26 protein-coding genes are annotated in these 25,410 nt (G+C 74.8%); 17 read left to right on the forward strand and 9 right to left on the reverse strand.

Translation table 11 applies throughout. The annotated features are described in order from the left end of the window. Positions 1-1,315: 1,315 nt before the first annotated feature. Positions 1,316-3,868, forward strand: coding sequence for a transglycosylase domain-containing protein (locus Ae505Ps2_RS23890; RefSeq protein WP_249265336.1), 2,553 nt, complete (start codon positions 1,316-1,318; stop codon positions 3,866-3,868). A 39-nt stretch (positions 3,869-3,907) separates the two neighbouring features. Next, positions 3,908-4,120, forward strand: a complete 213-nt coding sequence (locus tag Ae505Ps2_RS23895; protein ID WP_020626576.1) for a hypothetical protein — start codon at positions 3,908-3,910, stop codon at positions 4,118-4,120. Positions 4,121-4,198: 78 nt separating this feature from the next. On the opposite strand, the gene Ae505Ps2_RS23900 is transcribed toward Ae505Ps2_RS23895, so the two are convergent. Then, positions 4,199-5,092: a LysR family transcriptional regulator ArgP gene (locus tag Ae505Ps2_RS23900; protein ID WP_075306736.1), complete on the reverse strand. Its 894-nt coding sequence runs from the start codon at positions 5,090-5,092 to the stop codon at positions 4,199-4,201. Between the two features lie 75 nt (positions 5,093-5,167). On the opposite strand from Ae505Ps2_RS23900, the gene Ae505Ps2_RS23905 reads away from it, so the two are divergent. From Ae505Ps2_RS23905 to Ae505Ps2_RS23920, 4 genes are read left to right on the forward strand one after another with little or no spacing between them, the layout of a single operon-like run. After that, positions 5,168-5,764 carry a LysE/ArgO family amino acid transporter gene (locus Ae505Ps2_RS23905; protein ID WP_060712024.1) on the forward strand — a complete coding sequence of 199 codons (597 nt, stop codon included), beginning with the start codon at positions 5,168-5,170 and terminating at the stop codon, positions 5,762-5,764. 60 nt (positions 5,765-5,824) lie between these two features. Further along, positions 5,825-6,655: an AraC family transcriptional regulator gene (locus Ae505Ps2_RS23910; RefSeq protein ID WP_075306737.1), complete on the forward strand. Its 831-nt coding sequence runs from the start codon at positions 5,825-5,827 to the stop codon at positions 6,653-6,655. After that, the gene (locus Ae505Ps2_RS23915; protein WP_075554011.1) at positions 6,652-7,044 is read left to right on the forward strand and encodes a VOC family protein; all 393 of its coding nucleotides are present in this window, start codon (positions 6,652-6,654) and stop codon (positions 7,042-7,044) included. Before Ae505Ps2_RS23910 ends, Ae505Ps2_RS23915 begins: the two co-directional genes overlap by 4 nt. Next, positions 7,041-7,427, forward strand: coding sequence for an MmcQ/YjbR family DNA-binding protein (locus tag Ae505Ps2_RS23920; protein ID WP_075306739.1), 387 nt, complete (start codon positions 7,041-7,043; stop codon positions 7,425-7,427). Before Ae505Ps2_RS23915 ends, Ae505Ps2_RS23920 begins: the two co-directional genes overlap by 4 nt. A 1-nt stretch (position 7,428) precedes the next feature. On the opposite strand, the gene Ae505Ps2_RS23925 is transcribed toward Ae505Ps2_RS23920, so the two are convergent. Next, complete coding sequence (locus Ae505Ps2_RS23925; RefSeq protein WP_075306740.1) at positions 7,429-8,601, reverse strand: serine hydrolase domain-containing protein; 1,173 nt, start codon at positions 8,599-8,601, stop codon at positions 7,429-7,431. Positions 8,602-8,699: 98 nt separating this feature from the next. Here Ae505Ps2_RS23925 and Ae505Ps2_RS23930 point away from each other — a divergent pair, with 98 nt between their 5' ends. Then, positions 8,700-9,305: a TetR family transcriptional regulator gene (locus Ae505Ps2_RS23930; protein WP_075333498.1), complete on the forward strand. Its 606-nt coding sequence runs from the start codon at positions 8,700-8,702 to the stop codon at positions 9,303-9,305. 98 nt (positions 9,306-9,403) lie between these two features. On the opposite strand, the gene Ae505Ps2_RS23935 is transcribed toward Ae505Ps2_RS23930, so the two are convergent. The 3 genes from Ae505Ps2_RS23935 to Ae505Ps2_RS23945 are packed head-to-tail and all read right to left on the reverse strand — an operon-like array spanning position 9,404 to position 12,500. Further along, positions 9,404-10,339 carry an ABC transporter permease subunit gene (locus Ae505Ps2_RS23935; RefSeq protein WP_075306742.1) on the reverse strand — a complete coding sequence of 312 codons (936 nt, stop codon included), beginning with the start codon at positions 10,337-10,339 and terminating at the stop codon, positions 9,404-9,406. Next, positions 10,339-11,547, reverse strand: a complete 1,209-nt coding sequence (locus Ae505Ps2_RS23940; protein ID WP_075333500.1) for a glycine betaine/L-proline ABC transporter ATP-binding protein — start codon at positions 11,545-11,547, stop codon at positions 10,339-10,341. Before Ae505Ps2_RS23940 ends, Ae505Ps2_RS23935 begins: the two co-directional genes overlap by 1 nt. Next, a complete protein-coding gene (locus Ae505Ps2_RS23945; protein WP_075554012.1) occupies positions 11,544-12,500 on the reverse strand; it encodes a glycine betaine ABC transporter substrate-binding protein in 957 nt (318 codons plus the stop codon). Before Ae505Ps2_RS23945 ends, Ae505Ps2_RS23940 begins: the two co-directional genes overlap by 4 nt. 202 nt (positions 12,501-12,702) lie before the next feature. On the opposite strand from Ae505Ps2_RS23945, the gene Ae505Ps2_RS23950 reads away from it, so the two are divergent. Next, positions 12,703-13,467, forward strand: coding sequence for an alpha/beta hydrolase (locus Ae505Ps2_RS23950; RefSeq protein ID WP_075306745.1), 765 nt, complete (start codon positions 12,703-12,705; stop codon positions 13,465-13,467). Positions 13,468-13,554: 87 nt separating this feature from the next. On the opposite strand, the gene Ae505Ps2_RS23955 is transcribed toward Ae505Ps2_RS23950, so the two are convergent. Beyond that, positions 13,555-13,989 carry a TIGR03668 family PPOX class F420-dependent oxidoreductase gene (locus Ae505Ps2_RS23955; RefSeq protein ID WP_075306746.1) on the reverse strand — a complete coding sequence of 145 codons (435 nt, stop codon included), beginning with the start codon at positions 13,987-13,989 and terminating at the stop codon, positions 13,555-13,557. 5 nt (positions 13,990-13,994) lie between these two features. Further along, complete coding sequence (locus tag Ae505Ps2_RS23960) at positions 13,995-14,879, reverse strand: SMP-30/gluconolactonase/LRE family protein (protein WP_075306747.1); 885 nt, start codon at positions 14,877-14,879, stop codon at positions 13,995-13,997. A gap of 81 nt (positions 14,880-14,960) precedes the next feature. On the opposite strand from Ae505Ps2_RS23960, the gene Ae505Ps2_RS23965 reads away from it, so the two are divergent. The 3 genes from Ae505Ps2_RS23965 (at position 14,961) to Ae505Ps2_RS23975 (ending at position 16,840) form a co-directional block, all read left to right on the forward strand. Then, entirely contained in the window at positions 14,961-15,947 is a 987-nt protein-coding gene (locus Ae505Ps2_RS23965) for a pirin-like C-terminal cupin domain-containing protein (RefSeq protein WP_075554309.1), read from the forward strand. 66 nt (positions 15,948-16,013) lie between these two features. Further along, positions 16,014-16,358, forward strand: a complete 345-nt coding sequence (locus Ae505Ps2_RS23970) for a metalloregulator ArsR/SmtB family transcription factor (protein WP_075306748.1) — start codon at positions 16,014-16,016, stop codon at positions 16,356-16,358. After that, positions 16,355-16,840, forward strand: coding sequence for an SRPBCC family protein (locus Ae505Ps2_RS23975; protein WP_075306749.1), 486 nt, complete (start codon positions 16,355-16,357; stop codon positions 16,838-16,840). The genes Ae505Ps2_RS23970 and Ae505Ps2_RS23975 overlap by 4 nt, the downstream gene beginning before the upstream one ends. Here the strand turns inward: Ae505Ps2_RS23975 and Ae505Ps2_RS23980 are convergent. Further along, a complete protein-coding gene (locus Ae505Ps2_RS23980; protein WP_075306750.1) occupies positions 16,804-17,619 on the reverse strand; it encodes a helix-turn-helix domain-containing protein in 816 nt (271 codons plus the stop codon). The genes Ae505Ps2_RS23975 and Ae505Ps2_RS23980 overlap by 37 nt on opposite strands. Before the next feature lie 173 nt (positions 17,620-17,792). Between Ae505Ps2_RS23980 and Ae505Ps2_RS23985 the strand changes: the two genes are divergently transcribed. The 5 genes from Ae505Ps2_RS23985 (at position 17,793) to Ae505Ps2_RS24005 (ending at position 23,843) form a co-directional block, all read left to right on the forward strand. Next, a complete protein-coding gene (locus tag Ae505Ps2_RS23985; RefSeq protein WP_249265338.1) occupies positions 17,793-18,719 on the forward strand; it encodes a VOC family protein in 927 nt (308 codons plus the stop codon). Next, positions 18,719-19,339, forward strand: a complete 621-nt coding sequence (locus tag Ae505Ps2_RS23990) for a hypothetical protein (RefSeq protein ID WP_020624661.1) — start codon at positions 18,719-18,721, stop codon at positions 19,337-19,339. Before Ae505Ps2_RS23985 ends, Ae505Ps2_RS23990 begins: the two co-directional genes overlap by 1 nt. A 9-nt stretch (positions 19,340-19,348) precedes the next feature. Continuing rightward, on the forward strand, positions 19,349-22,432 hold the full coding sequence (locus Ae505Ps2_RS23995) for a DEAD/DEAH box helicase (protein WP_075554013.1): 3,084 nt from the start codon (positions 19,349-19,351) through the stop codon (positions 22,430-22,432). Further along, positions 22,425-23,252 (forward strand): SWIM zinc finger family protein, encoded by an 828-nt coding sequence (locus Ae505Ps2_RS24000; protein WP_075306754.1) that lies wholly within the window; start codon positions 22,425-22,427, stop codon positions 23,250-23,252. The genes Ae505Ps2_RS23995 and Ae505Ps2_RS24000 overlap by 8 nt, the downstream gene beginning before the upstream one ends. A gap of 90 nt (positions 23,253-23,342) precedes the next feature. Next, a complete protein-coding gene (locus Ae505Ps2_RS24005) occupies positions 23,343-23,843 on the forward strand; it encodes a hypothetical protein (RefSeq protein WP_139320209.1) in 501 nt (166 codons plus the stop codon). A 465-nt stretch (positions 23,844-24,308) separates the two neighbouring features. Here the strand turns inward: Ae505Ps2_RS24005 and Ae505Ps2_RS24010 are convergent, their stop codons facing one another. Beyond that, positions 24,309-24,641: a DUF3817 domain-containing protein gene (locus Ae505Ps2_RS24010; RefSeq protein ID WP_075306756.1), complete on the reverse strand. Its 333-nt coding sequence runs from the start codon at positions 24,639-24,641 to the stop codon at positions 24,309-24,311. 175 nt (positions 24,642-24,816) lie between these two features. Here Ae505Ps2_RS24010 and Ae505Ps2_RS24015 point away from each other — a divergent pair, with 175 nt between their 5' ends. After that, on the forward strand, positions 24,817-25,395 hold the full coding sequence (locus Ae505Ps2_RS24015; RefSeq protein ID WP_170917078.1) for a TIGR03086 family metal-binding protein: 579 nt from the start codon (positions 24,817-24,819) through the stop codon (positions 25,393-25,395). Positions 25,396-25,410 lie beyond the last annotated feature (15 nt).

A 25,410-nucleotide genomic window follows, 5' to 3' on the forward strand; every position in this document is an offset into this window, starting at 1 on the left:
GTCCCTCGTTGAGGCAGGGAGCTCGTTGACCGGGTGAGACCACGCCACCGTCCGGCTGCGCCGGCAGACGACCAGAAGGGAGAGCCGGTTGCCCGCAGGCCCGCCCCCACCGCCGCGGTCGCGCCGCTCTCCCGAGTCCGATTCCTACGGTGTGTCCGGCTCCCACGGTGCCTCCGCTCCCGGTCGTGCGGTCGACACCGAGGAGCGCCCGACCGGACGACACCAGACCGGACGACACAGCAGCGACGAGGTCGCCCGCGCCGACTCCGGCGCCCCGGCACGGCACGGCGCCCCCGCCGCCGACGGGCGTGTGCGGTCCGGTGACCCGGAGGCGCGGTCCTTCACCGACGTCGTGCGGGCCACCGGGTCCACCGCGCGCCCCGGCCCGGGCCGACCGCGAAACGCCGGCGCGGACGGGTCACGAGGTTCCGGCGCGAACGGGTCTCCCGGTGCCGGTGAGGACGGCCGCCGTCGACGCTCCCGGCGGGCCGACGAAGCCGTCTCCGCCGGCGCAGGGACACCGACGAACGGCGCCCCTGCGCACGGCGCCCGCACCAACGGATCCCCTGCGAACGGTGCTGCCGCGAACGGTGCTGCCGCGAACGGGTCGTCCGCGCACGGCGCCGCGACGGGCTCCGGGGCCCACGGCTCCGGGGGCAGCACGAAGGTCGGGCTGCGTGTGCGCGGCGGCACCGTGCCCCGCGAACCCGGCCGCGGCCCGCAGCCCGGCACCACCGGCGCGACGCCGGCTGGCCCGCCCGCCCCCACGGGGGCCACGCCAACCGGGGCCACGCCGACCGGGGCCACCCCGAGCAGAGCAACGCCGACCGGGAACCGGCACACCACCGGCCCACAGCGGCGCCCCGGCACCGGCAGGCCCGGCGGCCCTGCCGGGTCCGGCCCTGCCTCGCCCGGCCCTGCATCGCCCGGCCCTACCGTGTCCGGTCCTGCCGCGCCCGGCTCGGCGGCGTCCGGTTCCCCGCCCTCCGGCTCTGCGACCTCCGGCCCCGCGTCGTCCGGCGTGTCGGCAGGCCCCGCGCCGTCCCGTCCGGCCGGGACGTCCGCGCCGGCCGGCCGTCCCACCCCGCCCGCGGCCACCCCGGGGCGCCGGGACACCGGGCCCCGCCGGAACCCCGCCGCCGGCCCGCCCGCCGCCGCACCCCGGGCCGCCGCAGCCCGCCCCGGGGAGCACCCGTCGCTGCCGCCGGTCCCACGGCCCGCCGTGCCCCCGACCCGATCCGCACGGCCCGCCCCGGCGTCGGCCGCCCCGGCGACCACCGCGACACCGGCGACCACAGCGACCCCGGCTACCACCGTGACCCCGGCTACCACCGCGGCCCTCGCCGCGCCTCCGGCACCGAGCCCGGGCCCGGCGGCCCAGGGCGGCACGAGCGGCACCCTCCGCACCGGACGCCGTCGTCGTCCCGAACCGGACGGGAGCGCCGGCAGCGCCACGGACGCCCTGCCCGCGCACACCGGCGGCCGCCGCCGATCCGGCCCCGACGACGCCGCGACCGCGCTCGCCCCCGCCGCCGCGGCCCGCACCGGGCTCGTGCCCGCCGCCCGCCCCCGCAGCGACGGCGGAGCACCCACCGCGCTGGTCCCCGCCCCCGGCGACGACCCGGGCACCGAACTCGTCGACGCCGCGGCCCCCGGCCCGCGCCGCCGGCGCCGGGCCGAGCCCGACGGACCGTTCGACCGGGTCATCGCACTCGTCGGCCCCGGAGTGGGTGTCGTGCGTCGCCGCCTCGGCATCCTCGACGCCGACCAGAAGGCCGCCCTCACCCCCGAGGAGCGCCGGACCCGGCGCCGCCGGCAGATCGTGTACTCGCTGGTCGGGACGGCCGCGTCGATCGTGCTGCTGCCGCTGCTGCTGCTCGGGATCGGCTGGCTGCTGTTCCCGATCCCCAGCACCGACGACGCCGTGCAGAACCAGATCGCGACCGTCTCCTACGCCGACGGCGGGCAGCTCGCCCGGCTGGTGCCCGAGCAGGGCAACCGGATCAAGGTCGGGATGGACGCCATCCCGATCCACGTGCGCGAGGCCGTGCTCGCCGCCGAGGACCGGTCGTTCTACTCGAACCCGGGCTTCGACTTCACCGGCATCCTGCGCGCGATGGTCAACCAGCTGACCGGCGGCGTCGGCGGCGGGTCGACGATCACCCAGCAGTACGTCAAGAACACCCTGGTCGGCAACGACGCGACCTACTGGCGCAAGTACAAGGAACTGATCGTCTCGCTGAAGGTCTCCGGGCAGAAGTCCAAGGACGAGATCCTCAACGACTACCTCAACGCCATCTACTTCGGCCGCGGCGCCTACGGCATCGAGTCCGCCAGCCTCGCCTACTTCGGCAAGCCCGCGGCCCAGCTGACCCCCAGCGAGGGCGCGCTGCTCGCCGGGATCATCCAGTCGCCGTCCAACTGGGACCCGGCGAACTCCCCGGACCGGGCGAAGCAGCGCTGGAACTTCGTCCTCGACGGCATGAACGCCCAGGGCTGGATCTCCACGGCCGACCGGCAGGCAGCGGTGTTCCCGCAGACGATCCCGCCGCAGAACACCTCCCGGTCGTCGTCGCTGACCGACGCACGCGGCCACATCCTCAACGCCGTCCGCTCCGAACTGGGCTCGCTGGGCATCTCCGAGCAGGCGTTCGCCCAGGGCGGCCTCCAGGTCACGACGACGATCGACCCGCAGCGCCAGCAGCAGCTCACCGACTCGGTCGAGCAGAAGCTGCGCGGCGAGCCCGAGCTGCTGCGCACCGGTGCCGTCGCGATCGACCCGCGCACCGGCGGGATCGTCGGCTACTACGGCGGATCGAACGGCACCGGCCTGGACTACGCCCAGGTCATGAAGCAGCCCGGGTCGACGTTCAAGCCGTTCGCCGTGCTCGCCGGGCTCCTGAACGACCCACCGATCGGCCTGGGAACCACCTTCGACGGGTCCGAGCGGCCGGGGCTGCGCAACGCCGAGGGCGCCAACTGCCCGCGCTGCGACCTCAAGCAGGCGATGACGATCTCCAACAACGTCGTCTTCACCAAGCTCGCCGCGCAGGTCGGACCGCAGAAGGTCGCCGACGCCGCCCGGCTCGCCGGGATCACCGCGCCGCTGGACAACCCGGACGCGCGGCTCCCGCTGGGCAACAAGGAGGTCACGCCGGTCCAGCTGGCGTCGGCCTACGCCACCATCGCCGCGGGCGGCGTCTGGCACCCCCCGCACATGGTGTCCAAGGTCGTCGACTCCGACGGGCGCGTGCTCTACGAGTACCAGCCCGGCGAGGGCGAACAGCGTTTCCCCGAGCAGGTGGCACGCAACGTCGTCGAGGCGATGATGAACGTCGTCGACAACGACGGGCTGCAGCTGCCCGACGGGCAGGAGGCCGCCGGCAAGACCGGCACCGTCCAGTCGCGCTTCGAGGGCCAGAACAACGACGCCTGGTTCGCCGGCTTCACCCCCCAGATCGCGACGGCCGTGTGGGTCGGCACCGACCGCAACGACCCGATCCAGGACTCCTCCGGCCGCCCGATCAACGGCTCCGACCTGCCCGGATCGGTGTGGAAGGAGTTCATGTCCGACACCGTGCGCGCCACCGGCACGACCGAGTTCCCGGCGTTCAGGCCGATCGGCGAGGCACCTTCCACCCTGGCGCCCAACGAGCCGACCGCCCCGGCGACGCCGACCAGCACGCCCTCCGCCGAGCCCACCCCGGAGCCGACCGCGGAACCGGCCGCCCCCGCCGAGCCGCCTGCCCCGGCCCCCGTGGACCCGACCGGCGCCCCGGAGGCCACCGGCGACCCGCTGCCCGCCCCGCAGGACGACACCCAGCCCGGCGGCGACGCGGGCCGTGCCGCGGACCCGACCGTCGGCTGATCCGCCCCGTTCGCGCCACCGCCGGGCTACCGTGGACGGGTGACCGGTGACCATCACTTCGAGGTGGTGGCCTGGCGGGCGGACCGCAGGCTCACCCTCTACGTGCCGGGCATCGAGGCGTCGACCACCGTCGACGACCCCCGGGCGGCCGAGGACGCGGTCCGCGACCTGATCGCGGACCTCACCGGCGTCGACCGCGGGGTCATCACCTGCGACATCCGGCTCGGGCGACCCTGGCGCTCCGGGATCTGAGACCTCCCGGGCCCCGGGATCCGCGACCGGTCGGTGTGATCCGGGACCTCCCGGTCGGTGTGATCCGGGACCTCCCGGTCAGCGGGACGGCGGCACCAGGATCGTGGCCGCCGCCGCACAGACCGACTCGGTGAGCGCGTCGAGCACGGTGGTGCTGAGCTTCCAGTGCTGCCAGTAGAGCGGGACGTCGAGGTGGCGATCGGCGTCGAGCAGCACGAGCCGCCCGGCGGCCGCCGCCTCCCGCGCCGGGCCGTCGGTGAACATCCCCCAGCCCAGACCGGCGCGGATCGCCTCGTGGTAGCCGTCGGCGGCGGGCACCCGGTGGGCCGGACCGGTGCACGGCCGGTGGGTGAGCCCGCGGACGAACCGGGTCTGCAACACGTCCTTCGACCCGAAGTCGACCCGCGGCGCGAGCGGGAACGCCTCGGCCGGGTCCCGCCCGGCGAACCACCGGTCGTACACCGGCCGGGCCGCGACGGGCCGGTAGCGGGTCGCGCCCAACGGCCGGACCGCGCAGCCCTGCACCGGCGCCGACGACGTCGTGACCGCCCCGACCACCGAACCCTCGCGGAGCAGGGCCGCGGTGTACTGCTCGTCGTCGACGTGCAGATCCAGCCGGACCCCGTGCCGGGCGGCCAGGGGCACCACCGCGGACAGGAACCAGTGGGTCACCGAGTCCGCGTTCACCGCGATCGGCAGGTGGGTGCCCGCGGTGTCGGCACTGCCGAAGCCGGCCTCGACCTCCCCCTCGAGCACCGCGATCTGGCGGGCCAGCCGCAGCAGCGCGGCCCCCTCCTCGGTCGCGACGCACGGACGCGTGCGGCGCACCAGGATCCGGCGCGCCTGCCGTTCCAGGGCCTTGATCCGCTGGGACACCGCGGACGGCGTGATCGACAGCCGCGCGGCGGCGGCGTCGAAACCGCCCTCCTCGACCACGGCGCTCAGGGTGGCCAGCTGATCCCGGTCGTACATGAAGCAAAGCTACACTTCATGAAGTTCTTTCAGTTCTCGACGTCCTCCTGACGCGGTCGGCCTAGCGTCGACGACGTGAGTGTGCTGGCGGGATTCGGGACGGGACTGTCGCTGATCGCGGCGATCGGGGCGCAGAACGCGTTCGTGCTGAGGCAGGGGCTGCGCCGCGAGCACGTCCCGGCGGTGGTGCTGTTCTGCGTTCTGGCCGACCTGGTGCTGGTGACCGCGGCGGTCGCGGGTGTCGGGCTGGTGGTCGACCGCGTACCGGGCCTGGTCGAGGTGGTGCGGTGGGGCGGCGTCGTCTGGCTGACCGGCTACGGGCTGGTGGCGCTGCGGCGCGCCGTCCGTCCCGGCTCGCTCGACGCCGACGCGCACGGCTCGGCCCGGCCGCTCGTACCCGTCCTGGGGAGCGCGGCGGCGCTGACCTTCCTCAACCCGCACATGATGCTGGACCTGCTCGTCCTCGGGTCGCTGGCCGCCGCCCACGGCGACGACGGCCGGTGGGCGTTCGGCGCCGGGGTGGTCGTGGCCAGCCTGACCTGGTTCTCCGGGCTGGGCTTCGGCGCGGCGCGGCTCGCCGGGCTGTTCGCGCGGCCGACCGCGTGGCGGGTGCTCGACGGCGTCGTCGCGGCGGTGATGCTCGGGCTCGCCGCCGGCCTCGCCGTCTCCTGAGTCCCGCTCGGACCATCCCGGCGGTGCGCGACCCGGCCGATCCGGAGTAGAACCTGACCCGTGTCCGCCGAGTACGTGTCGGTGCAGCCGCCCGTCGCGCTGCGCGGCCGGGTGCTGCGCCTGCTCGGTTACCGCGAACACGCCTCCGCGCCGCGGCGGCGTCGTCAGCCCGCGGCCGGCGGGGTCGCGCTGATCCTCGGGCTGCATCCGCTGACCCTGTCCGGCCCCGCGCTCGGCACCGCGACGGCGGACGCGTTCGTCGGCGCGCCGAGCGACACCTGGGTGCTGACCGAGTTCACCGGCCCACAGGCCGGCGTGCAGGTCGACCTCACCCCGGCGGCGGCGTTCACCGTGCTCGGCGGGCGTGCGCTGCCCGGCGGCGCGGTCCCGCGCCTGGAGGAGCTGCACGACCCCACGCTGGCCGCGCTGCCCGCACGCCTCGCCGCCGAACCGACCTGGGCCGGACGGTTCGCACTGGTCAACGCACTACTGGCGGAGCGGCTGCTCGACCCGCGCGCACGCGTCGTCGCACCGGAGGTGTGCTGGGCGTGGGACCGGCTCCTCGCCACCGACGGCCGGGTCGGCGTCGCGGAGCTGGCCGCGGGGACCGGGTGGAGCACACGGCACCTGCAGTCCCGCTTCCGCGACCAGGTCGGTCTGACCCCGGGTACCGCGCGCCGCGTCCTGCGCTTCGGCCGGGCCGCGGGCCTGGTCGGGCGTGGCCGCGAGCCGCTCGCCGGGATCGCCGTCGCCTGCGGCTACGCCGACCAGGCCCATCTCACGCGCGAGTTCCGCGCGCTGGCCGGGCTGCCGCCCGCCGCGTTCCGGGCCGAGGTGTTCGCATCCGTTCAAGACCTCCCGCCCGGCCCCGGCCAGGATCGGGCGTCATGAGCATCCATCCCACCCTCCGCTACGACGACCCGCGCGCCGCGATCGCGTTCCTCACCTCCGCGCTCGGCTTCCGGGAGGCCGCCGTCCACACCGGCGAGGACGGCACCGTCGCCCACGCCGAGCTCGCCTGGGACGACGGCGACGACACCGGCCTCGTCCTGATCGGACCGCGCCGGCCCGGTGGCGACCGTTTCGACACCGACCCGGCCGTGATCTACCTGACGTGCGACGACCCGGACGCGGTGCACGCCCGTGCGGTCGCCGCCGGGGCGCAGATCGCCATGGCACCGGTCGACCAGGACTACGGTTCACGCGAGTGCGCCGTCACCGACCCGGAGGGCACCACATGGAGCATGGGGACCTACCGGCCGTCCCCGGGGCGCCCGTGACCGCACGCCACCCGGACCCCGCCGACCCGCTGCCGTGGCTGCGGGAGATCTGCCTGTCGCTGCCCGAGGTGACCGAGAAGCTCAGCCACGGGTCGCCGTCGTGGTTCGTACGCAGGATGTTCGTGTCCTACGCCGACCACCACCACGGCCACCCGCACCGGGCGTTCTGGTGCGCCGCTCCCCCGGGCGTCCAGTCCGAGCTGGTCGCCGAGGACCCGGCCCGGTTCTTCCGGCCCGCCTACGTCGGCCACCGCGGCTGGCTCGGGGTGGTGCTGGACGGCACCGGACCCGACGCCGCCGACCGCGACGAGATCACCGAGATCGTGACCGACGCGTGGCGCTGCGTCGCCCCGGCCCGGCTGACCGCCCGGCTCGAGCGCTGACTCAGGCCGCGGCGCCCGACTCCCGGACCGACCGGAGCAGCGCCGTGAGCAGCCGGGCGTGGTCGGCGTCGGCCTGGCTCGGGACGAGGAAGCGGCGGCGCAGGAAGGCGTAGGACAGCTCGTTGCGCGGGTCGGCGAGCGCCTGCTGACCGCCGGCCCCGCTGTGGCCGAACGACCCGGCGGCCAGCATCGGGTAGATCTCGGAGGAGGCGTGGAACCCGACCGCCCACGCCTTGTGCTGCCGCAGGACCAGGTCGAAGCCGGCGGTCTGGATCTGGGCGAACGCCGCGAGCGTGTCCGGGCGGAGCAGCGCGGGGCGGCCGTCGACCGGACCGGTCGCGGCCGCGTAGAGCGCCGCGAGGGCGTGCGCGGTCCCGATCCCGCCGAGCGAGGCGGGTCCCCGGGAGCGGACCACCGGGTGGGCAGGCAGCTCCCAGACCTCGCAGCCCTCGGGGTGCTGCCGGTTGAACGCGATCCCGGGCAGGCCGTCCGCTGCGCCCGCGCCCGCGGCGAGCTCCCGCAGGCGCTCGGGTGTGGCGATCATGGGCTGCGGGGCGAGGAACCGGCGCTCGGCCTCCGCAGGCAGCCCGAGGTGCAGGTCCAGGCCCAGCGGGCCGGTCAGCAGCTCCCGGACGAGCACACCCACGTCCGACGAGGTGGCCCGGCGGACCACCTCGCCGGTGAGGGCCGACTCGACCAGGGCGTGGTAGCCCGACGAAGTGCCGGGACGCCAGAACGGGCGCTGCGCCCCGAGCCGCCGGGCCACCAGCCGATCGTCGGAGAGCTCGTCGACGGAGAAGCCCTCGGGCGTACCGACCAGACCCGCCTGGTGGGCGAGCAGCTCACGCAGCAGCAGGTCCTGCTTCCCGCCGGTGGCGAACTCCGGCCAGTAGTGGGAGACCCGCTCGTCCAGGTCCAGGACCCCCTCCTGGACCAGCAGCGCGACGAGCAGGTGGGTCACGCCCTTGGTCGCCGAGTAGATGCCCAGCAGGGAGTCGGGGCCGGTCTCCGGACCGGCCCACAGGTCCACCACCGGCCGGCCCCGGTGCCGGGCCGAGACCTGGACGTCGAGCGGGGCGCCTTCGGCCGCGAGCAGTGCAGCGAACGCGTCCCGCACGGGTTCGAAACCGTCGGCGACCGTGCCCTGCACCGTGGGCCTCTCGAGTGTCCGCATCGCCTGGTCCTCCCTCTCCTTCGGTAAGTGACCATTGGATACTAACCCAGGCGGGCGGCCGTCGTGCCGTGACGGGCGCCTCGCCTACAGTCCGGCCCATGACACCGACCACGGAGGCGGGCGGTCCCGGACGCCGGCCGGGCCGGCCGCCGCGGCTCAGCCGCGACGCGATCGTCGAGGCCGTCGCGTCCGCCGCGAACCTCGACACCCTGACGGTGCGCGAGCTCGCCGCCCGGCTGCAGGTGAGCCACGGCGCGCTCTACCGCTGGGTGCGCAACCGCGACGAGCTCGTCGACCTGGTCAGCGCCACCGTGGTCGACCGGGTCCTCGGCAGGCTCGACGACGACCCCCGCGGACCGGCCCCCACGGCCGCGGACCAGCTGGAGCGGCTCGGCACCGCCATGCACGCGGAGTTCCTGGCACTACCGGGCTACGCCACGCACCTGTCCCGGCCGCACCGCCACCACACGCCCTCGGTCGAGCGGCTCCGGGACACCGCGGTCGCGGCGTTCGTGCGCGACGGCGTCGCCGAGGACCTCGCGGTGCAGAGCTGGCAGATCTTCGTGACCTGCACGGTCGGGTGGCTGGCCGCGGTGGAGAACGCGCAGCATCCCGGGGCCGGGGTGCCGGACTTCCCGGTCGTCCTCGACGTGCTGGTCCGCGGCCTGCCCGCCCGTCCCCTCGGCGGCGTGGACGGGTCGTGATCACCGGTCGTGGAGCGCGGCGTCCGCGTCACGGACGGCACGGACGGTCCGCTCCACAACCGGTGATCATACGGGGCGGGCGGACGCCGCCCGCCGCGTCACACGGTCGCGTTGTTCCCCGCCAGACCGGCGAGGTTCGACGGGTTGCGCAGCCCGGCCGGGTCGACCGCCTTCTGCGGGCGCCGGGCACGCAGCTTGGCCAGCAGGCTGCCCTCCGGCCGCTCGGCCAGCGCCGAGGTGAACCGGTCGAGGAAGATCGCCACGATGACGACGGCGAGCCCACCCTCGACGCCGGTCGCGATGTCGAGCTGGGTGACCGCGCTGACCACCGTCGTGCCCAGCCCGTCGGCTCCGGCGAGGCCCGCGACGACCACCATCGACAACGCCAGCATGATCACCTGGTTGACGCCGGCCATGATCGACGGGAGCGCCATCGGCAGCTGCACCTCGCGCAGGATCTGGCGGGGGTGGGCCCCGAAGGCGTGCGCCGCCTCGACGACCTCGCCGTCGACGCCCCGGATGCCCAGCTCGGTGAGCCGCACCGCCGGCGCGATCGAGAACACGATCGTCGCGATGACGCCCGGGACCACGCCGATGCCGAACAGCAGCACCACGGGGATCAGGTAGACGAACGCCGGGACCGTCTGCGCCAGGTCGAGCACCGGTCGCAGGGTCCGGCTCGCCGCGCGGCTGCGCGCGGCCCAGATCCCCAGCGGTACCCCGATGACCACCGCGATCAGCGCCGCGACGAGCACCAGACCGAAGGTCTCCATCGTCTCGGTCCACAGGTCGAACGAGGACACGAGGAGGAAGCCGAGCAGGGTGAACACGGCGAACCCGACCCCGCGCACGAGCAGCGCGAGCGCGACCAGCAGCACCAGCCAGACCCACCACGCCGGGGTGGTGAACACCGCGGTCACGGCCTCGACGACCGCGGTGATCACGACCCCAATGGCGTCGAGCACGACGCCGGCGTTCTGCAGCAGCCAGAGGATGAAGGCCTCGACGTAGCTCCCGAACTCGAACCTGGGCATCAGGCGTTCCTCCCGTCGGCGGTGGCCTCGTCATGGGTCGACAGCGCGGCGAGCACGGCACCCCGCGGGACCACCCCGGTGAGCCGGCCGTCGTCGACCACCGCGAGCGGGACCGGGTTGCGCCCGACCTGGTGCAGCAGGTCGATCAGCGGCCGGTCCGGTTCGGTGGTGCGGTACTCCTCGACCAGCGCGGACCGGTCGATGCCGGTGGCGTTCCGGCCCGCGGCGTGGCCGAGCCAGTCGTCGCGGACGACGCCGAGGATGCGCTGGTCGTCGTCGACGACGTAGGCGCCGGTCGCCTCGGCCTTGCCGAGCCGGACCAGCACGTCCGCCGGCCGCTCGTCGAGGGTGACGGTGATGCGGGCAGCCCGGATCACGTCGGCGGCGGTGAGGACGCGGCTGCGGTCGACGTCGGAGACGAAGTCGGCGACGTAGTCGTCGGCCGGGGACGCCAGGATCTGCGGCCCGGTGCCGACCTGGACCAGCCGGCCGTCCTTGAGCAGCAGGATGCGGTCGCCCAGCAGCATGGCCTCGTTGAGGTCGTGGGTGATGAACACGATCGTCTTCTTGAGGTCCCGCTGCAGGCGGACGAGCAGCTGCTGCATGTCGCGCCGGATCAGCGGGTCCAGCGCGGAGTAGGGCTCGTCCATCAGGAGCACCTCGGTGTCGCTGGCCAGGGCCCGGGCCAGCCCGACGCGTTGCTGCATGCCACCCGAGAGCTGACCCGGCAGCGCGTCGGCGCGGTCGCCGAGGCCGACCTGATCCAGCGCCCACTCCGCCTTCTCCCGGCGGGTGCGGGCGTCGACGCCGCGGATCTGCAGCCCGTACTCGGCGTTCTGCGCGACGGTGCGGTGCGGCAGCAGCGCGAAGTGCTGGAACACCATCGCGATCCGCTCGTTGCGCAGGGTCCGCAGGTCGGCGGCGCCGAGGGAGCCGAGGTCGCGGCCGTCGACGGTGATGCTGCCCGAGGTCGGCTCGATGAGCCGGTTCAGCAGCCGGACCAGGGTCGACTTGCCCGACCCGGACAAGCCCATGATCACGAACAGCTCGCCGTCGGCGATGTCGAAGGACACGTCGTGCACGGCGAGCGTCGCGCCGGTGCGGCGCTGGATCTCCGACCGGCCGAGACCCTCGCCGGCCAGCCGGACGGCCTCGTCGGCGGCGCGGCCCTCGCCGAAGACCTTGGTCAGGTTCCGTACCTCGATCATGCTCCCGCTCCCACCCACTGGCGGACGCGGTCCGGGTGCGCGGCCACGTAGTCCCGCGCCACCGCCTCCACGTCCTCGTTGTCCACGTCGACCCGCTGGAGCATCTGCTCGACATCGGCCAGCGGCAGCTCGAACCGGCGCAGCATCGACGCGAACCCGGGGCTGGTGCGCGCCAGGTCCGGGCTCGCCGCGGTCCAGGCCGAGTACGCCGGCATGGCGCAGGCACCGTCCCCGGTGGTGTAGCAGTCCTCGCGCGCCGGGGTCGGCTCCGTCAGCTTGGTCAGCGCGAGCTCCTCGAAGATGTAGTGCGGCCGGTACAGGTAGACCAGGATCGGCTGGCGGCGCTCGTAGGCGCGGCGCAGCTCGGCGATCTGCGCGGCCTCGCTGGAAGTGACCTGCTCCAGGTTCAGCTTGTACCCGGCGAGCCGCTTGGCGTTGTACTCGGTGGTGAGGAAGCTGGGGTCGGAGTCGACGAGCCGGTCGCCCAGGGCGTCGGCGTAGTCGTTCAGCTGGGTCACGCTGGTCAGCCCGGCCAGCGGCTGGCCCGGCTCGACCGCGTAGCTCGGGACGTACCAGCCCTGCTCGGCGCCGGAGTAGGTCGGGTGCACCAGCTCGATCCGGTCCTTCGCCTTCGCGGCCAGCTCGGACTGGTTGGGCATCGCGACCTCGGACAGGGCGTCGACGTCGCCGCGCTGGGCGCCTGCCCACGCCGTCGCGGGTCCGACCTGGATGGTCTTCAGCCGGCCGACGCCGAGCTCCGGGTGGGGCGCGACGACCTCACCGAGGATGGCGTTGGTCAGCTTCGCCGCGCTCCACGGGAACTGGGCGAGCCGGACGGTCGGACCGTCGGCACCGGCGGACGCACAGCCGGATGCGGCCACCAGCACCGCGAGCAGCGCGGTGACCAGGCGGACCGTCCTGGTCCGGGGTACGGGAACGGGCGGATCGGCCACGGGGGCACGTCCTCTCGGGGGTCGTCGGCTCTCCGCGTCCCGATCGGCTCCAGGACACGCGGGCGGGGGTCAACGACAGGCGGACGACCACATCCGGCACAGGTCGACGTGCAGCCGCGACGTCAGCCGGAGGTCGGGAATCACGCGAACGACCCTTCACGACCCTTCCGGACGGCGCAACAGCGGGCACTACGATCGTGACGTGTCTGCGACGTCGCTGCTCGAACTGGACGGTCTGCGCCACGAGTACTCCGACACCGGCGATCCGGGCGACGGCCGCGCACCCCTGCTGTTCCTGCACGAGGGACTCGGCTCGGTCGGGCTCTGGCGGGGCTTCCCCGAGCGGATCGCGGCGGAGTCCGGGCGCCGGGCCATCGCGTACTCCCGGCTCGGGCACGGCCGCTCCGACCGGCCGCGCACCCCGCGGACCACGACGTTCATGGCGACCGAGGCGACGACGACCGTCCCGGCCCTGTGCGCGGCCCTCGGCCTGGAGCGTCCGATCCTCGTCGGTCACTCCGACGGCGGCACGATCGCGCTGCTCGCGGCCGCGGCGATGCCGGCGAGCGGGGTGGTCGTGCTCGCCCCGCACGTGCTGACCGAGCCGTTCGCCCTCACCGCGATCCGGGCGGCCCGCACCGCGTTCACCGAGGGTGACCTGCGCACCCGGATGGCCCGCCACCACGACGACCCCGACACCACGTTCCACGGGTGGAACGACATGTGGCTGGCCGAGGAGTTCACCTCCTGGGACGTCCGCGACGCGCTGGCCGGGATTACCGCGCCGGTGCTGGGTCTGCAGGGCGACGACGACCCCTACGGCAGCATCGTGCACGTGCGCGCGGTGGAGGAACGGGCGTCCGGGCCGGTCACGGTGACCGAGCTGCCCTGCGGGCACGCACCCCACCTGGAGCTCCCCGACGAGACCACCGCCGCGATCACCAGGTTCCTCCACCCCCTCCCCTGACCCCCGCGCTCCCGCGTCCGCGCGCGGATTCGCGGTGCGCGCGCGACGCGACGCGCGCGGGGGCCGGTTCCGCGCGCGGACGCGCGATCACGGCGGCGGGGTGGCGGTCCAGGCGGTCCAGCGGGTCGGGGTCAGGGCGACGACCGGCCCCTCGGGGGGACGGGCGGCGTAGGGGGCGTACCGGTCGGCCAGTGCCGCGACGGCGCGGGAGTGCAGGTCGCCGTCGTCGTGGATCGCGGCGGTGGCGTCGAGGCGGACCCACCACAGTCGGGTCCAGTCGTCGTCGTAGTGGTCGGCCAGCAGCGCCACCCGCGGCTCGACCTCGATGTCGCGCAGCCGCGCGAGCCTGCGGTGCCGTTTGGGCTTGACGTCGTCGACGGCCGACACCACCAGCCCGTCGACCAGGGCGAAGGTGATCGGCACCAGGCGCGGGGTGCCGTCGGTCGCGCGGATCGTCGCGAGCCGCGCCACCCGCGCGCCGGTCAGCAGCGCGCGGGCGGCGGTCTCGTCGAGGGAGGGCACAGCGGTCAGGCCGCGGGGACGGCCACGCGCACGGCGAGCAGCTGCGCCAGGCAGGTGTCGCGGCGCTCGTGCTCGGCGAACCCGGGGGCCGTGCAGAGGAACAGGGTGCGGCCGTCGTCGCCGCCGAGGGCGCAGGCGTACGTGCCGACCTGCCCGGTGGACACCTCGCCGTCGACGAGACCGCCGGGCCGGACCCGGATCGCGCGGTTGCCGATGGCGTCGGCGACCCAGATCGCGCCCTCGGCGTCGGGGACGGAGATCCCGTCCGGGGCGACGGTCAGCTCGGCGATGGCGTCGGACGGGTCGTCGGCGGCCGACGGCGGACCGAACAGGGCCCAGTCCCGGCGCGGGCCGAGCGTGCCGTCGTCGCCGATCGCGAAGGCGGACAGCCGGTTGCCGAAGGTCTCGGCGACGACGAGGTCCCCGCCGGTCAGTGCGGGCCCGTTCGCGAAGTGCAACGGCTCGCTCGCGACCGACACGGTGCCGTCGGGCGCCACGCGCAGCAGCGGGGCCGCGGCGCGCGGGGCACCGTTCATCAGGTCGAAGCCGAAGGTGCCCACCCAGAGCCCGCCGCCGTCGTCGACGACCATGTCGTTGAGCAGGTGCTCGGTGTGGCCGGACAGGTCGGCGTGGGTGACCAGGGTGCCGTCGGACTCGCGGCGCAGGATCCGCCGGTCGCGCATGGACACCACGAGCAGCCGTCCGTCGGGCAGCCAGCCCAGCCCCGACGGCTGCTGCGGCACCTCGGCCTCGGTGCGCAGGTCCGACCCGTCGGCGCGGGCCGAGAGCACCCGGTGGGTGTAGAAGTCGCTGAGCCAGATCCTCCCGTCGTGCCAGCGTGGGCCCTCGAGGAAGGACATGTCCGACAGCACCGTCGACAGCTCCGCCATGGTGATCAGTCTGGCCTGCCGGGAATCGGGACGCCAGCACAGTCGTTGACCGTGCAACAACCACCGACCGTGGAGGTCCCGATGCCCGCCGTCTCCGTCGCCGACGTCAGCGCCCTGCCCCGCGTGCCCGTTCCGGGCCCGACCGACCTGGACCGGGGCGTTCGCAGCGTCACCACCGCCCCGCGCGGCTACGAGGGCGAGGGCTTCCCGGTCCGCCGCGCCTTCCAGGGGGTGGACCTGCGCGACCTCGACCCGTTCCTGCACATGGACCAGATGGGTGAGGTCGAGTACGCCCCGGGCGAGCCGAAGGGCACTTCCTGGCACCCGCACCGCGGGTTCGAGACCGTCACCTACACCATCGACGGGACCTTCGAGCACGGTGACAGCCACGGCGGCGGCGGGACGATCACCGACGGCGACACCCAGTGGATGACCGCGGGATCGGGCCTGCTGCACATCGAGCGCCCGCCGGAGTCGCTGGTGCGCAGCGGCGGCCTGTTCCACGGCCTGCAGCTGTGGGTGAACCTGCCGCGCGCGGACAAGTGGCTGCCGCCGAAGTACCAGGACCTGCGCGGCGGCGAGTCCGCGCTGGTCGCCACGCCCGACGGCGGCGCACTGCTGCGGGTGATCGCCGGTGACGTCGCCGGCGTGTCCGGGCCGGGCTCGACGCACACCCCGATGGCGATGGTGCACGCCACCCTCTCCCCCGGCGCGCAGCTGCGGCTGCCCTGGCCGCGGCCGTACAACGCGCTGGTCTACGTGCTGTCCGGGGCGGGCACGGTCGGTGCCGACCGGCGCCCGGTCCGGACCGGTCAGCTCGCGGTCTTCGGGCCCGGGGACCTGATCACCGTCGAGGGCAACACCGCGCAGGAGGCCCGCCACCCGTCGCTGGACGTCGTGGTGCTGGGCGGGCAGCCGATCCGTGAGCCCGTCGCCTGGGCAGGGCCGTTCGTGATGAACACCCGCGAGGAGGTCCAGCAGGCGTTCGAGGACTACCAGCGCGGCCGCCTCGGCGTGGTGCCGTCGGACTACGTGCCGCACGGGTCGCTCCCCGGCTCGTTCAACTGACGGGTTGAATACGAGCCGTCCCCGCGCTACGGTCTGTTCAACCGCGAGGTTGAACGAGGAGGAGACGTGGAGGACCGGCTGAACCGGGTCTTCGCCGCGCTGGCGGACCCGATCCGGCGCGACATGGTGGCCCGGCTGGCGACGGCCGACGCGACCGTGAACGAGCTGGCCGAGCCCTACGACGTCTCCGTGCAGGCCGTCTCCAAGCACATCCGGGTACTGGAGGACGCCGGCCTGGTCCGGCGCAGCCGGCAGGCCCAGCGCCGTCCGGTGCACCTGGAGGCGGAGGTCTTCGACCTGATGACGGCCTGGATCGAGCGGTACCGGCGGCAGGTGGAGGAGCGCTACGCGCGCCTCGACGCCCTGCTCGCCGAGGAGACCGCGCCCACCGAGCACGAGGAGACGGCATGAGCACCACCGGCACCCGCGGCACCGCCATCGACACCGTCGAGGACCTGCCCGCCATCCGCGTCACGCGGGAGTTCGAGGCACCGCCCGAGCGGGTCTTCCGCGCCCACGTCGAGGTGGACGAGGTGCGACGCTGGCTCGGCCCGCGCAGGCTGCGGATGACCGTGGACCGCTGGGACGCGGTGACCGGCGGCGGCTACCGCTACACCCACGCCGACGACGACGGGGAGTACCGCTTCTTCGGCTCGTTCCACGAGGTCCGGGCCCCGGAGCGGATCGTGCAGACCTTCACCTTCGAGGGCTTCGGCGACAGCGTCTGCCTGGAGACGATGACGCTGACCCCGCTGCCCGGTGACCGGACCCGGCTGGTCGCGGAGTCGCTGTACGACTCCTGGGCGGCCCGGGACGCGATGCTGGCCTCGGGCATGGAGGTCGGGGTGAACGAGGGCTACGAGCGACTCGACGAGCTGCTGGCCTCGCGGTAGGCCGCCGGGGTCAGCCCGGTCGCGCGCTTGAACACCTGCCCGAAGTGCGACGGACCGCGGAACCCCCACCGCGACCCGATCGCCGCGGCGGGCACGTCGGCCAGCGCGGGGTCGGCCAGGTCGCGCCGGCACATCTCGACCCGCCGCGCGCGGATCCAGGCCGCGGCGCTCGTCCCGGTCCCGGCGAACAGGTTGTGCAGGTGGCGGGCGGAAACGAAGTGCGCGACGGCGATCCCGGCGGGGGCGAGGTCCGGGTCGCCGAGGTTCGCCTCGATGTGGGCCTTGATCCGGTCCAGCAGGTCGCAGTGCGGGGCGGGTTCGACCCCGGCCACGCTGCGCAGCAGCACCCCGACCAGGTCCACCGCGTGCCGCACCGCGACGGCGGCGTGCGGCCCCATGGCGAGCCGGTGGGCGTCGAGGTGGCGCAGGGTGTCGCACACGTAGCCGGCCAGGCCGGGACCCGCCTCGAACGCCGTGCCCGCCACCCCGGGGAGCGGCTCACCGCGGGGCTCGACGCGGTCGCGGGGGAACCGCACGCACAGCGCGCGGAACGCCCCGTCCGCGGTGGGCGTGCCCGGACGGGCCGGGTCCAGCAGCGCCCACCGCCCGGGGACCAGCGGCTCGCCGTCGCCGAGCAGGGCGCTGCCCGCGAGTGCCACGACCAGGACGAGACGGTCGTCGCCGGGGGCGGGCAGGTCGCCGGTGACGGTGGCGAACTCGACGCCGTCCGGGCCGGGAGCCGGGCCGGAGTGGGTGGGACGGTCGGCGACGGTCGTCATCGGCGGCTCCTGGTCGTGCTGGTGGCCGCCCCCAGCCTAGTCACGCAGCAGCCGCCCGCGGGCCGCGGCGGGCGTGCACTCCGACGACAGCGGTCTGCGCCCGTCGGCGATGTGCCGCGGCCGCGGCGTTCCTAACGTCTCCGAACGTGGCTCATGTCGAAGGCTCGCACCATGTGACCCTGTCCGTCGCCGGCGCCCAGGAGGACGTCGACTTCCACACGAAGATCCTCGGCATGCGCTTCATCAAGCGCACCGTGCTGTTCGACGGCTCGCTGCCGATCTACCACCTCTACTACTCCAACGCCGACGGCGACCCGTCCAGCGTCGTCACCACGTTCCCGTGGGCGCAGGCCGGCCAGTTCGGCACCCGCGGCACCAACCAGGCCCGCGAGGTGCTGCTGTCGGTGCCGGACGGCTCACTGGACTTCTGGGCGCAGCGGCTGCGCTCCCACGACATCGAGGTCGCCGACGTCGAGCGGTTCGACCAGCGGCGGCTCGCGTTCGCCCACCCGTCGGGCATCGAGTACCAGTTCGTCGCGAACGCCGCCGACCCGCGCCGCGGCTACGAGGGCAACGGGGTCTCGGCCGAGCACGCGATCCACGGCATCCACGGTGTCGGGGTGCACATGACCACCCCGGACCGGATGGTCGAGTTCGCCGACACCTCGTTCTTCGCCCAGGGCGCCCCCGCCGAGGACGGCGACGTGGTCGGGCTCCGGATCGGCGACGCGAAGGTCGGCAACCACCTGGAGATCACCGTCAACCGCCGCGACGACCAGGGCACCTGGCGCTACGGCGCGGGCACCTACCACCACTTCGCCTGGAACGTGTCCGACCTGGCGAACCAGGACGCGGTGAAGTTCGACATCGAGGGCGCCGGCTACACCGACATCTCCGAGCTCAAGGACCGCAAGTACTTCAAGAGCGTCTACGTCCGCACGCCGAGCGGGGCGCTGTTCGAGCTGGCCGTCACCCACGAGGAGGGCGGCTGGACCTGCGACGAGTCGCCGCACGAGCTCGGCACCCGGTTCCAGCTGCCCGAGCAGTTCGAGGACCGGCGCGAGGAGATCTTCGCCAAGCTGGAACCGATCGAGGGCTGATGACCACCTGGGGGGACCCGGACGCGCCGCTGGTCGTGCTCGCCCTGCACGGGCGGGGCCGCGACCCCGACGACATGCGGGCCACCGCGGCCCGGTTCGGGGACGTGCCCGCCCGGTTCGTCGCGCCGGCGGCACCGGGCGGCAGCTGGTACCCGAAGCCGTTCCTGGAGCCGTTCGACGAGAACCGGGACGCCCTGCTGCGCGCGCTCGACGTCGTCGACGACCGGCTGGCCCGGCTGGCGGACGACGGTGTCGGCCGGGACCGGGTCGTGCTGTGGGGGTTCTCCCAGGGCGCCTGCCTGGCCGCGCACCACCTGCTGGTGCGCGACCCGCGCCCGTGCGCCGGGCTGGTGCTGTTCACCGGCGGCTTCGTCGGGCCGGACCCGGTCCCGGCGCCGCCGGGCGGCTCGCTGGCCCCGACGCCCGCGGTGCTGCGGTCGATCTCGCACGACCCGTGGGTACCGGCGCACCGGGTGGAGGAGACGGCGTCGCTGCTGGTCGCCGGAGGTGCGCGGGTGGACCTGCGGATCGACGACGGCGACGAGCACGTGATCACCGACGAGGCGTGCGCGGCCGCAGCGGGACTCCTGCACGCGGTCGCTGTCGGGGGTCGCCTCTAGCGTGGGGGTGTGTTCGTCGTCCACGCCCTGCACTCCCCCGCCCGCGGCGTCCTGCTGTGGGCGGAGGACGGCGAGCGCACCCCGCGCACCGACCGGCGGTCGCTGCGCACGGCGCGGCCGCACCCGTTCGCGGTGCCGTCGGACGAGCTGGCCGCGATCCATCCGGGCAAGCCGGCGTCGGTGACGGTGCTGCTGCCCTCGCAGCCGTCGGGCCCGCAGGACTCCCCCGGGCTGGTCCGCTCCCGGCCACGTACCCGGAGCCGGGCCACGCCGACGCTGGCGCCGTGGACGGTGCCGGCGGTGGTCGTCGACCCCTCCGAGCTGACCGACCCCTCCGACGAGGTCCGCTACGGCGCCGGGTTCGCCCATCTCGCCGACCTCGCCCGGCTCGCCGAGGAGCTCGCGGCGCGCGGCCGGGTGCTGCCGGTGCTGCTGACCGAGTCCGGGCGACCCGCGGCACGCTGGCGCCCGGTCGTCCAGGGTCTCGACGCGGTGGCCCGCGCGGACCTGGTGCGGCGGCTGCCGCCGGTCGCGCGGGCCGAGCAGCGGCGCCCGGGCGACGTCGCCGGGCAGGACCCGGACGCCCTGGTCGACGCCGCGCTGGCCCGGTTCACCGACGCCGCGGTCCGCGAGCGGCTGGGGCGCAGCGCCGCGATGCCGCTCCCGCTGCCCGCCCGCGCGGACGCCCCGGCGGCGTTGCTGCACGCGCTGACCGGGCCGTCGGCCGACCTGCCCGCGACCGGGGCCGGGCTGCAGGCGCTGCGCGAGGCGCTGTCGGTGTGGGAGGACGTCGGTCGCGAGCAGCCCGGCGCCGCCACCGCCCTGTTCCGGCTCGCCGAGGTGTCCACGCTGCACGACCCGGCGGACCCCGGCACGGACCTCGACGACCAGACCGGTGACGGCACCCGGTGGGAGCTGCACTTCGCGCTGCGCTCCACCGAGGACCCGAGCCTGGTGTTCGACGCGGCCGGGGTGTGGGCCGGCGAGGCCGACGCCCTGGTCGCCGGCGCGCAGGACGTGCTGCTGGCCGAGCTGGGGCGGGCCGCCCAGGTGCTGCCCGGGCTGGTGCCCGCGCTGCGCCGGGCCCGGCCGACCGGCCTCCCGCTCGACGTCGCCGGCGCGCACCGGTTCCTCACCCGGGACGCGCCGGCGCTGCTGGCGGCCGGGTTCGGGGTGGCGCTGCCGCGCGGCTGGGACGGGCGCCGGCCCCTGGGGCTGCGGCTCTCGGCGTCGTCGGCCCCTGCGCCGGGGGTGATCACCCGCGGCGGGCTGGGGCGCGACGAGCTGGCGGAGTTCCGGTGGTCGCTCGCCGTCGGTGACGAGGAGCTGGGCGAGTCCGAGATCGCCGCGCTGGTGGCGGCGAAGGCACCGCTGGTCCGCCTGCGCGGGCGCTGGGTCGCCGTCGACGCCGAGGCGCTGGCGCAGGGGCTGGACTTCCTGCGTCGCCACCGGGACCGGCCGCCCACCGTCGGGGAGGTGCTGGCCGCGGCCCGCGGCGACGCGGACGCCCCGCTGCCGGTGACCGACGTGTCCGCCCGCGGGCACCTCGGGGCGTTGCTGGAGGGCACCGCCGACCAGGCGCTGACGCCGGTGCCGTCCCCGCCGGGGTTCACCGCGACGCTGCGCCCCTACCAGGAGCGCGGGGTGGCGTGGCTGGCGTTCCTGTCGTCGCTGGGGCTGGGGGCCTGCCTGGCCGACGACATGGGGCTGGGCAAGACCGTGCAGCTGCTGGCCCTGGAGGCCCACGACCGCGCCGGTGGGCCGACCGGCGCCCCGACCCTGATCGTGTGCCCGATGTCGATGGTCGGCACCTGGCAGCGGGAGGCCGCGACGTTCGCCCCCGGCCTGCGGGTGCACGCCCACCACGGTGCCGCCCGTCCGCGCGGCGACGCGCTGCACGCCCGGCTCGGCGCGGTGGACCTCGTCGTCACCACCTACGCGACCGCGACCCGCGACGCGGAGGACCTGCGGGCGTGGCGGTTCCACCGGCTCGTCCTCGACGAGGCCCAGATGATCAAGAACGCGCACGCGGCGGCGTCGCGCACGATGCGCTCGTTCGACGCGGGCCACCGGGTCGCGCTGACCGGCACGCCGATGGAGAACCGGCTGGCCGAGCTGTGGTCGGTGATGGACTTCCTCAACCCGGGGGTGCTCGGGGTCCCGGAGGTGTTCCGGCAGCGGTTCGCGGTGCCGATCGAGCGTCACCGCGACGCCGGGACCGCCCGCACGCTGCGCCGGATCACCCGGCCCTACCTGCTCCGGCGGGTCAAGACCGATCCCACGGTGATCGACGACCTGCCGGAGAAGATCGAGATCGTGGCCGACCACCGGCTCACCCAGGAGCAGGCATCGCTGTACCGGACCGTCGTCGACGACATGATGGAGAAGATCGAGGACAGCGACGGCATCGAGCGCCGCGGCAACGTGCTGGCCGCGATGACCAAGCTCAAACAGGTCTGCAACCACCCCGCCCAGCTGCTGCACGACGGGTCCCCGATCCACCGGGCCGGCGGGCGGCACCGCTCGGGCAAGGTCGCCCGGCTGGAGGAGATCCTGGAGCCGGTGCTCGCCGCCGGGGACCGGGCGCTGCTGTTCACCCAGTACACCGAGTTCGCCGCCATGCTGCGCCCGCACCTGTCGGCGCGGTTCGACACCGAGGTGCTCTACCTGCACGGCGGCATCCCGAAGAAGCGGCGCGACGAGATGGTCGCCCGGTTCCAGTCCGGGGAGGGGCCGCAGCTGTTCCTGCTGTCGCTGCGCGCGGGCGGCACCGGGCTCACGCTCACCGCGGCGAACCACGTGATCCACCTGGACCGGTGGTGGAACCCGGCGGTCGAGGACCAGGCCACCGACCGGGCGTTCCGGATCGGGCAGCGGCGCGCGGTGCAGGTGCGCCGGTTCGTGTGCCCGGGCACGGTCGAGGAGCGGATCGAGGAGCTGGTCACGTCGAAGCGGTCGCTGTCGGACATGGTGGTGACCGGCGGGGAGGACTGGCTGACGTCGCTGTCGACCGCCGAGCTGCGCGAGGTGTTCGCGCTCGGCTCCGACGCGGTGGCCGATCCCGACGAGGACACCGGAGACGGCGATGAGTGACCGGCCGTTCTGGGCGCAGGAGGACTTCACCGGTGGGCCGCCGCGCCGTGTCGAGGGCGGGATCCGGATCCACGCGACGAGGGGCGCGGTCGCCCGGACCTGGTGGTCGGGGCGGTTCCTGGCCGTGCTGGAGCGGCTCGGCGTCGGCGGGCGGCTCTCGCGTGGCCGCAGCTACGCCCGGTCGGGGCAGATCGTGTCGCTCGACGTCGACGCGGGCGCGGTGGTCGCGCTCGTCCAGGGCACCCGGCCGCAGCCCTACCGGGTCCGGATCGGGCTGCGGGTCTGGGACAAGACCGAGTGGCGGCGCGTGGAGGAGGCCCTGGCCGCCGACGCCTGGTACACCGCGGCCCTGCTGGCGGGGACCGTGCCCCCGGAGATCGAGGAGCTGCTCGACGGCCTGGGGCTGTCGCTGTTCCCGGCCGAGGGCGCCGACCTCTCGCAGGACTGCTCGTGCCCGGACCACACGGTGCCGTGCAAGCACCTGGCCGCGGTGTTCTACGTGCTGGCCGAGCGCTGCGACACCGACCCGTTCACCCTGCTCACGCTGCGTGGACGAGACCGGGACGCGCTGCTGGAGCGGTTGCGGGCCGAACGCGACCGCACCGACGGCCCGGCCGCACCGGCCGGGCCGGTGCCGCTGGCGGACCTGCTGGACCGCTTCTGGGAGGGAGCGCCCGGGTCCGCTCCCCCGCGTCCGCCGGACACCGGGCCGGGTGCGGTGCTGGACCAGGTTCCCGAGCCGCCGCTGCGGGCCGGCGGCGGGCGGCTGACCGACGCGTTGCGGCCGGTGTACGAGGCGCTGGCCCACCCGGACGCGTGAGGAGCCGGGCGGAGCAGCTGTTCGCGCTGCCCACCGCGGAGACCGACGAGATCCGTGCCCGACATGACGCACCGCAGACGGGAGGCCGGGATGCGTAGTCCGTGGACGGCCCTGCGCACGTCGCAGGAGCAGATCAGGAACGAGACCGACGAGCGCGCGGAGCTGGTGCAGCTGCGACGGCGCTGCCTGGAGCTGCAGGCGGTGGTGGTCGCCGGGGGGCTCGGCATGGTCACCCTGCTGGGCCGCCCGCTCGGACTGCGGGACGCATCGGGGGCGACCTGGTCCGGTGCCGTGCTCGTACTGGTAGCAGCCCTGCTCGCCGTGTGGCTGGTCGCGCGGGCGAGCGGCCGACGGCGGTACGGGACGCACGTGACACCCGAGCGGGATCGTGCGGAGACCCTTCACGCACTGCTGCTGCTGCCGCTGTTCGTGATCGTCGCCGGGGCCGCCCACTGGTGGGTGGGTGGCGACCTCGCCGACACGGGTTTCTACGTCGTAGTGCTCGCCATCGCCATGGGTGCGGAGCTGGGGCTGCGTCTGTGGTTGATCCGGAAGCCCGCCCCGGGCGACGACCGAGCCGGAGAAATGTGAGGGCCCGGTCGCCGTGGTCGAGCGACCGGGCCCTCGTCCCGAACTGACGCGCCGCTCCCACCACGAAGCGACACGTGAAACTTAGCCAAGGCTTACCTATGTTGTCAACGGCCTCCACCGGATTCCCCCGGCAGCGTTGCCGAACGACCGACGAGCCGGCCGTGCCGTGGCGCGCGAGCAGGCCCGAGCCGACGCTCGTGACCTCGCCGTACCCGCCGGGGGCGCCGTGACACCGGGGACGTGGACACCGAGGACGTGAAGACCGAGGCCGCAGCACCGGCGACACGGCACCGGCGACACGGCACCCACACGGACCCCGGAACGCGGGACGGCCCGGCCGCTGTGGTCGATGCGGCCGGGCCGTGTTTCCCGAACTGACGCGCCGCTCCCACCACGAAGCGACGTCCTGAAGTTAGCCTAGGCTTACCTCAAAAGTCAAGAGCGGCGCGCGGATCCGGGAGGCCCTCAGCCGGCGACGGCCCGGGCACGGGCCGGGTCGAGGCGGCCGGTGGACCCGGTGTGGCGCTCGAACCAGATCGTCGTCAGCGGCGGGATGCTGGCGAGCAGCCCGATCACCGTGGTGCGCAGGTCCCAGCGGAACAGCCGCGCGGTCCACAGCGTGACGAGCACGTAGGCGATGAACAGCGCACCGTGGATCGGCCCCATGACCTGCACCCCGACCTCGGTGGTGGCCAGCACCCACTTGACGAACATGCCGATCAGCAGACCGGTCCAGGACAGCGCCTCGGCGATCGCCACGGCACGGAAGACCTTGGCGACGAGGGACGGGTCGTTCATGACGGGGGCTTCCTCCAGTCGGGCGGGACGTCTGGCGTCCACTCTGCCGTAGTCCCCGCCCCACCTTCTACCGGGTGTCGAAATACACGTCCCGCGATGAGATCCGGCGCCGTGGCCGGTCGGAGTGGGCAGGGGCCCCGTCCGTGGGGCGCCGACCCGACCGGAGGTGGCATCCGTGCTCGATCTCGCCCCGACAGCCCGCGCCGTGGCCGACGTCGTCACGGGTGTCCGCGACGACCAGCTCCACGACCCGACCCCGTGCGACGGCATGTCCGTCGCCGCCCTGCTCGACCACCTGCACGGTCTGGCGTGGGCGTTCCGGGTCGCGGCGCAGAAGTCCCCCGAGGCCGCGGGCACCGCGCCGAGCGCCGATGCCGCGCACCTCGTCGCGGACTGGCGCACCGCGATCCCGGCCCGGCTCGACGCGCTGGCGCAGGCCTGGCGCGAGCCGGCCGCCTGGGAGGGGTTCACCGCGGCGGGCGGGCTGGACCTGCCGGCCGACGTCTCCGGGGTCATCGCCCTCGACGAGCTGGTCCTGCACGGCTGGGACCTCGCCGTCGCGACCGGGCGCCCGTTCACCCCGGACGACGACGCCGTCGCCGCCGTCCTGGAGTTCACCAGCGCCATGTCCGCACCCGGTCAGGAGGCGTCGCGGGAGGGGTTGTTCGGACCGGTCGTCGCGGTGCCGGCCGACGCGCCGCCGTTCGACCGGGCGCTGGGCAACAGCGGTCGGGACCCGCGCCGGGGCCGCTGACGCGGGTACCGTCGA

Source organism: Pseudonocardia sp. Ae505_Ps2 (assembly GCF_001932425.1).
In the GTDB taxonomy this organism is placed as follows: Bacteria; Actinomycetota; Actinomycetes; order Mycobacteriales; family Pseudonocardiaceae; genus Pseudonocardia.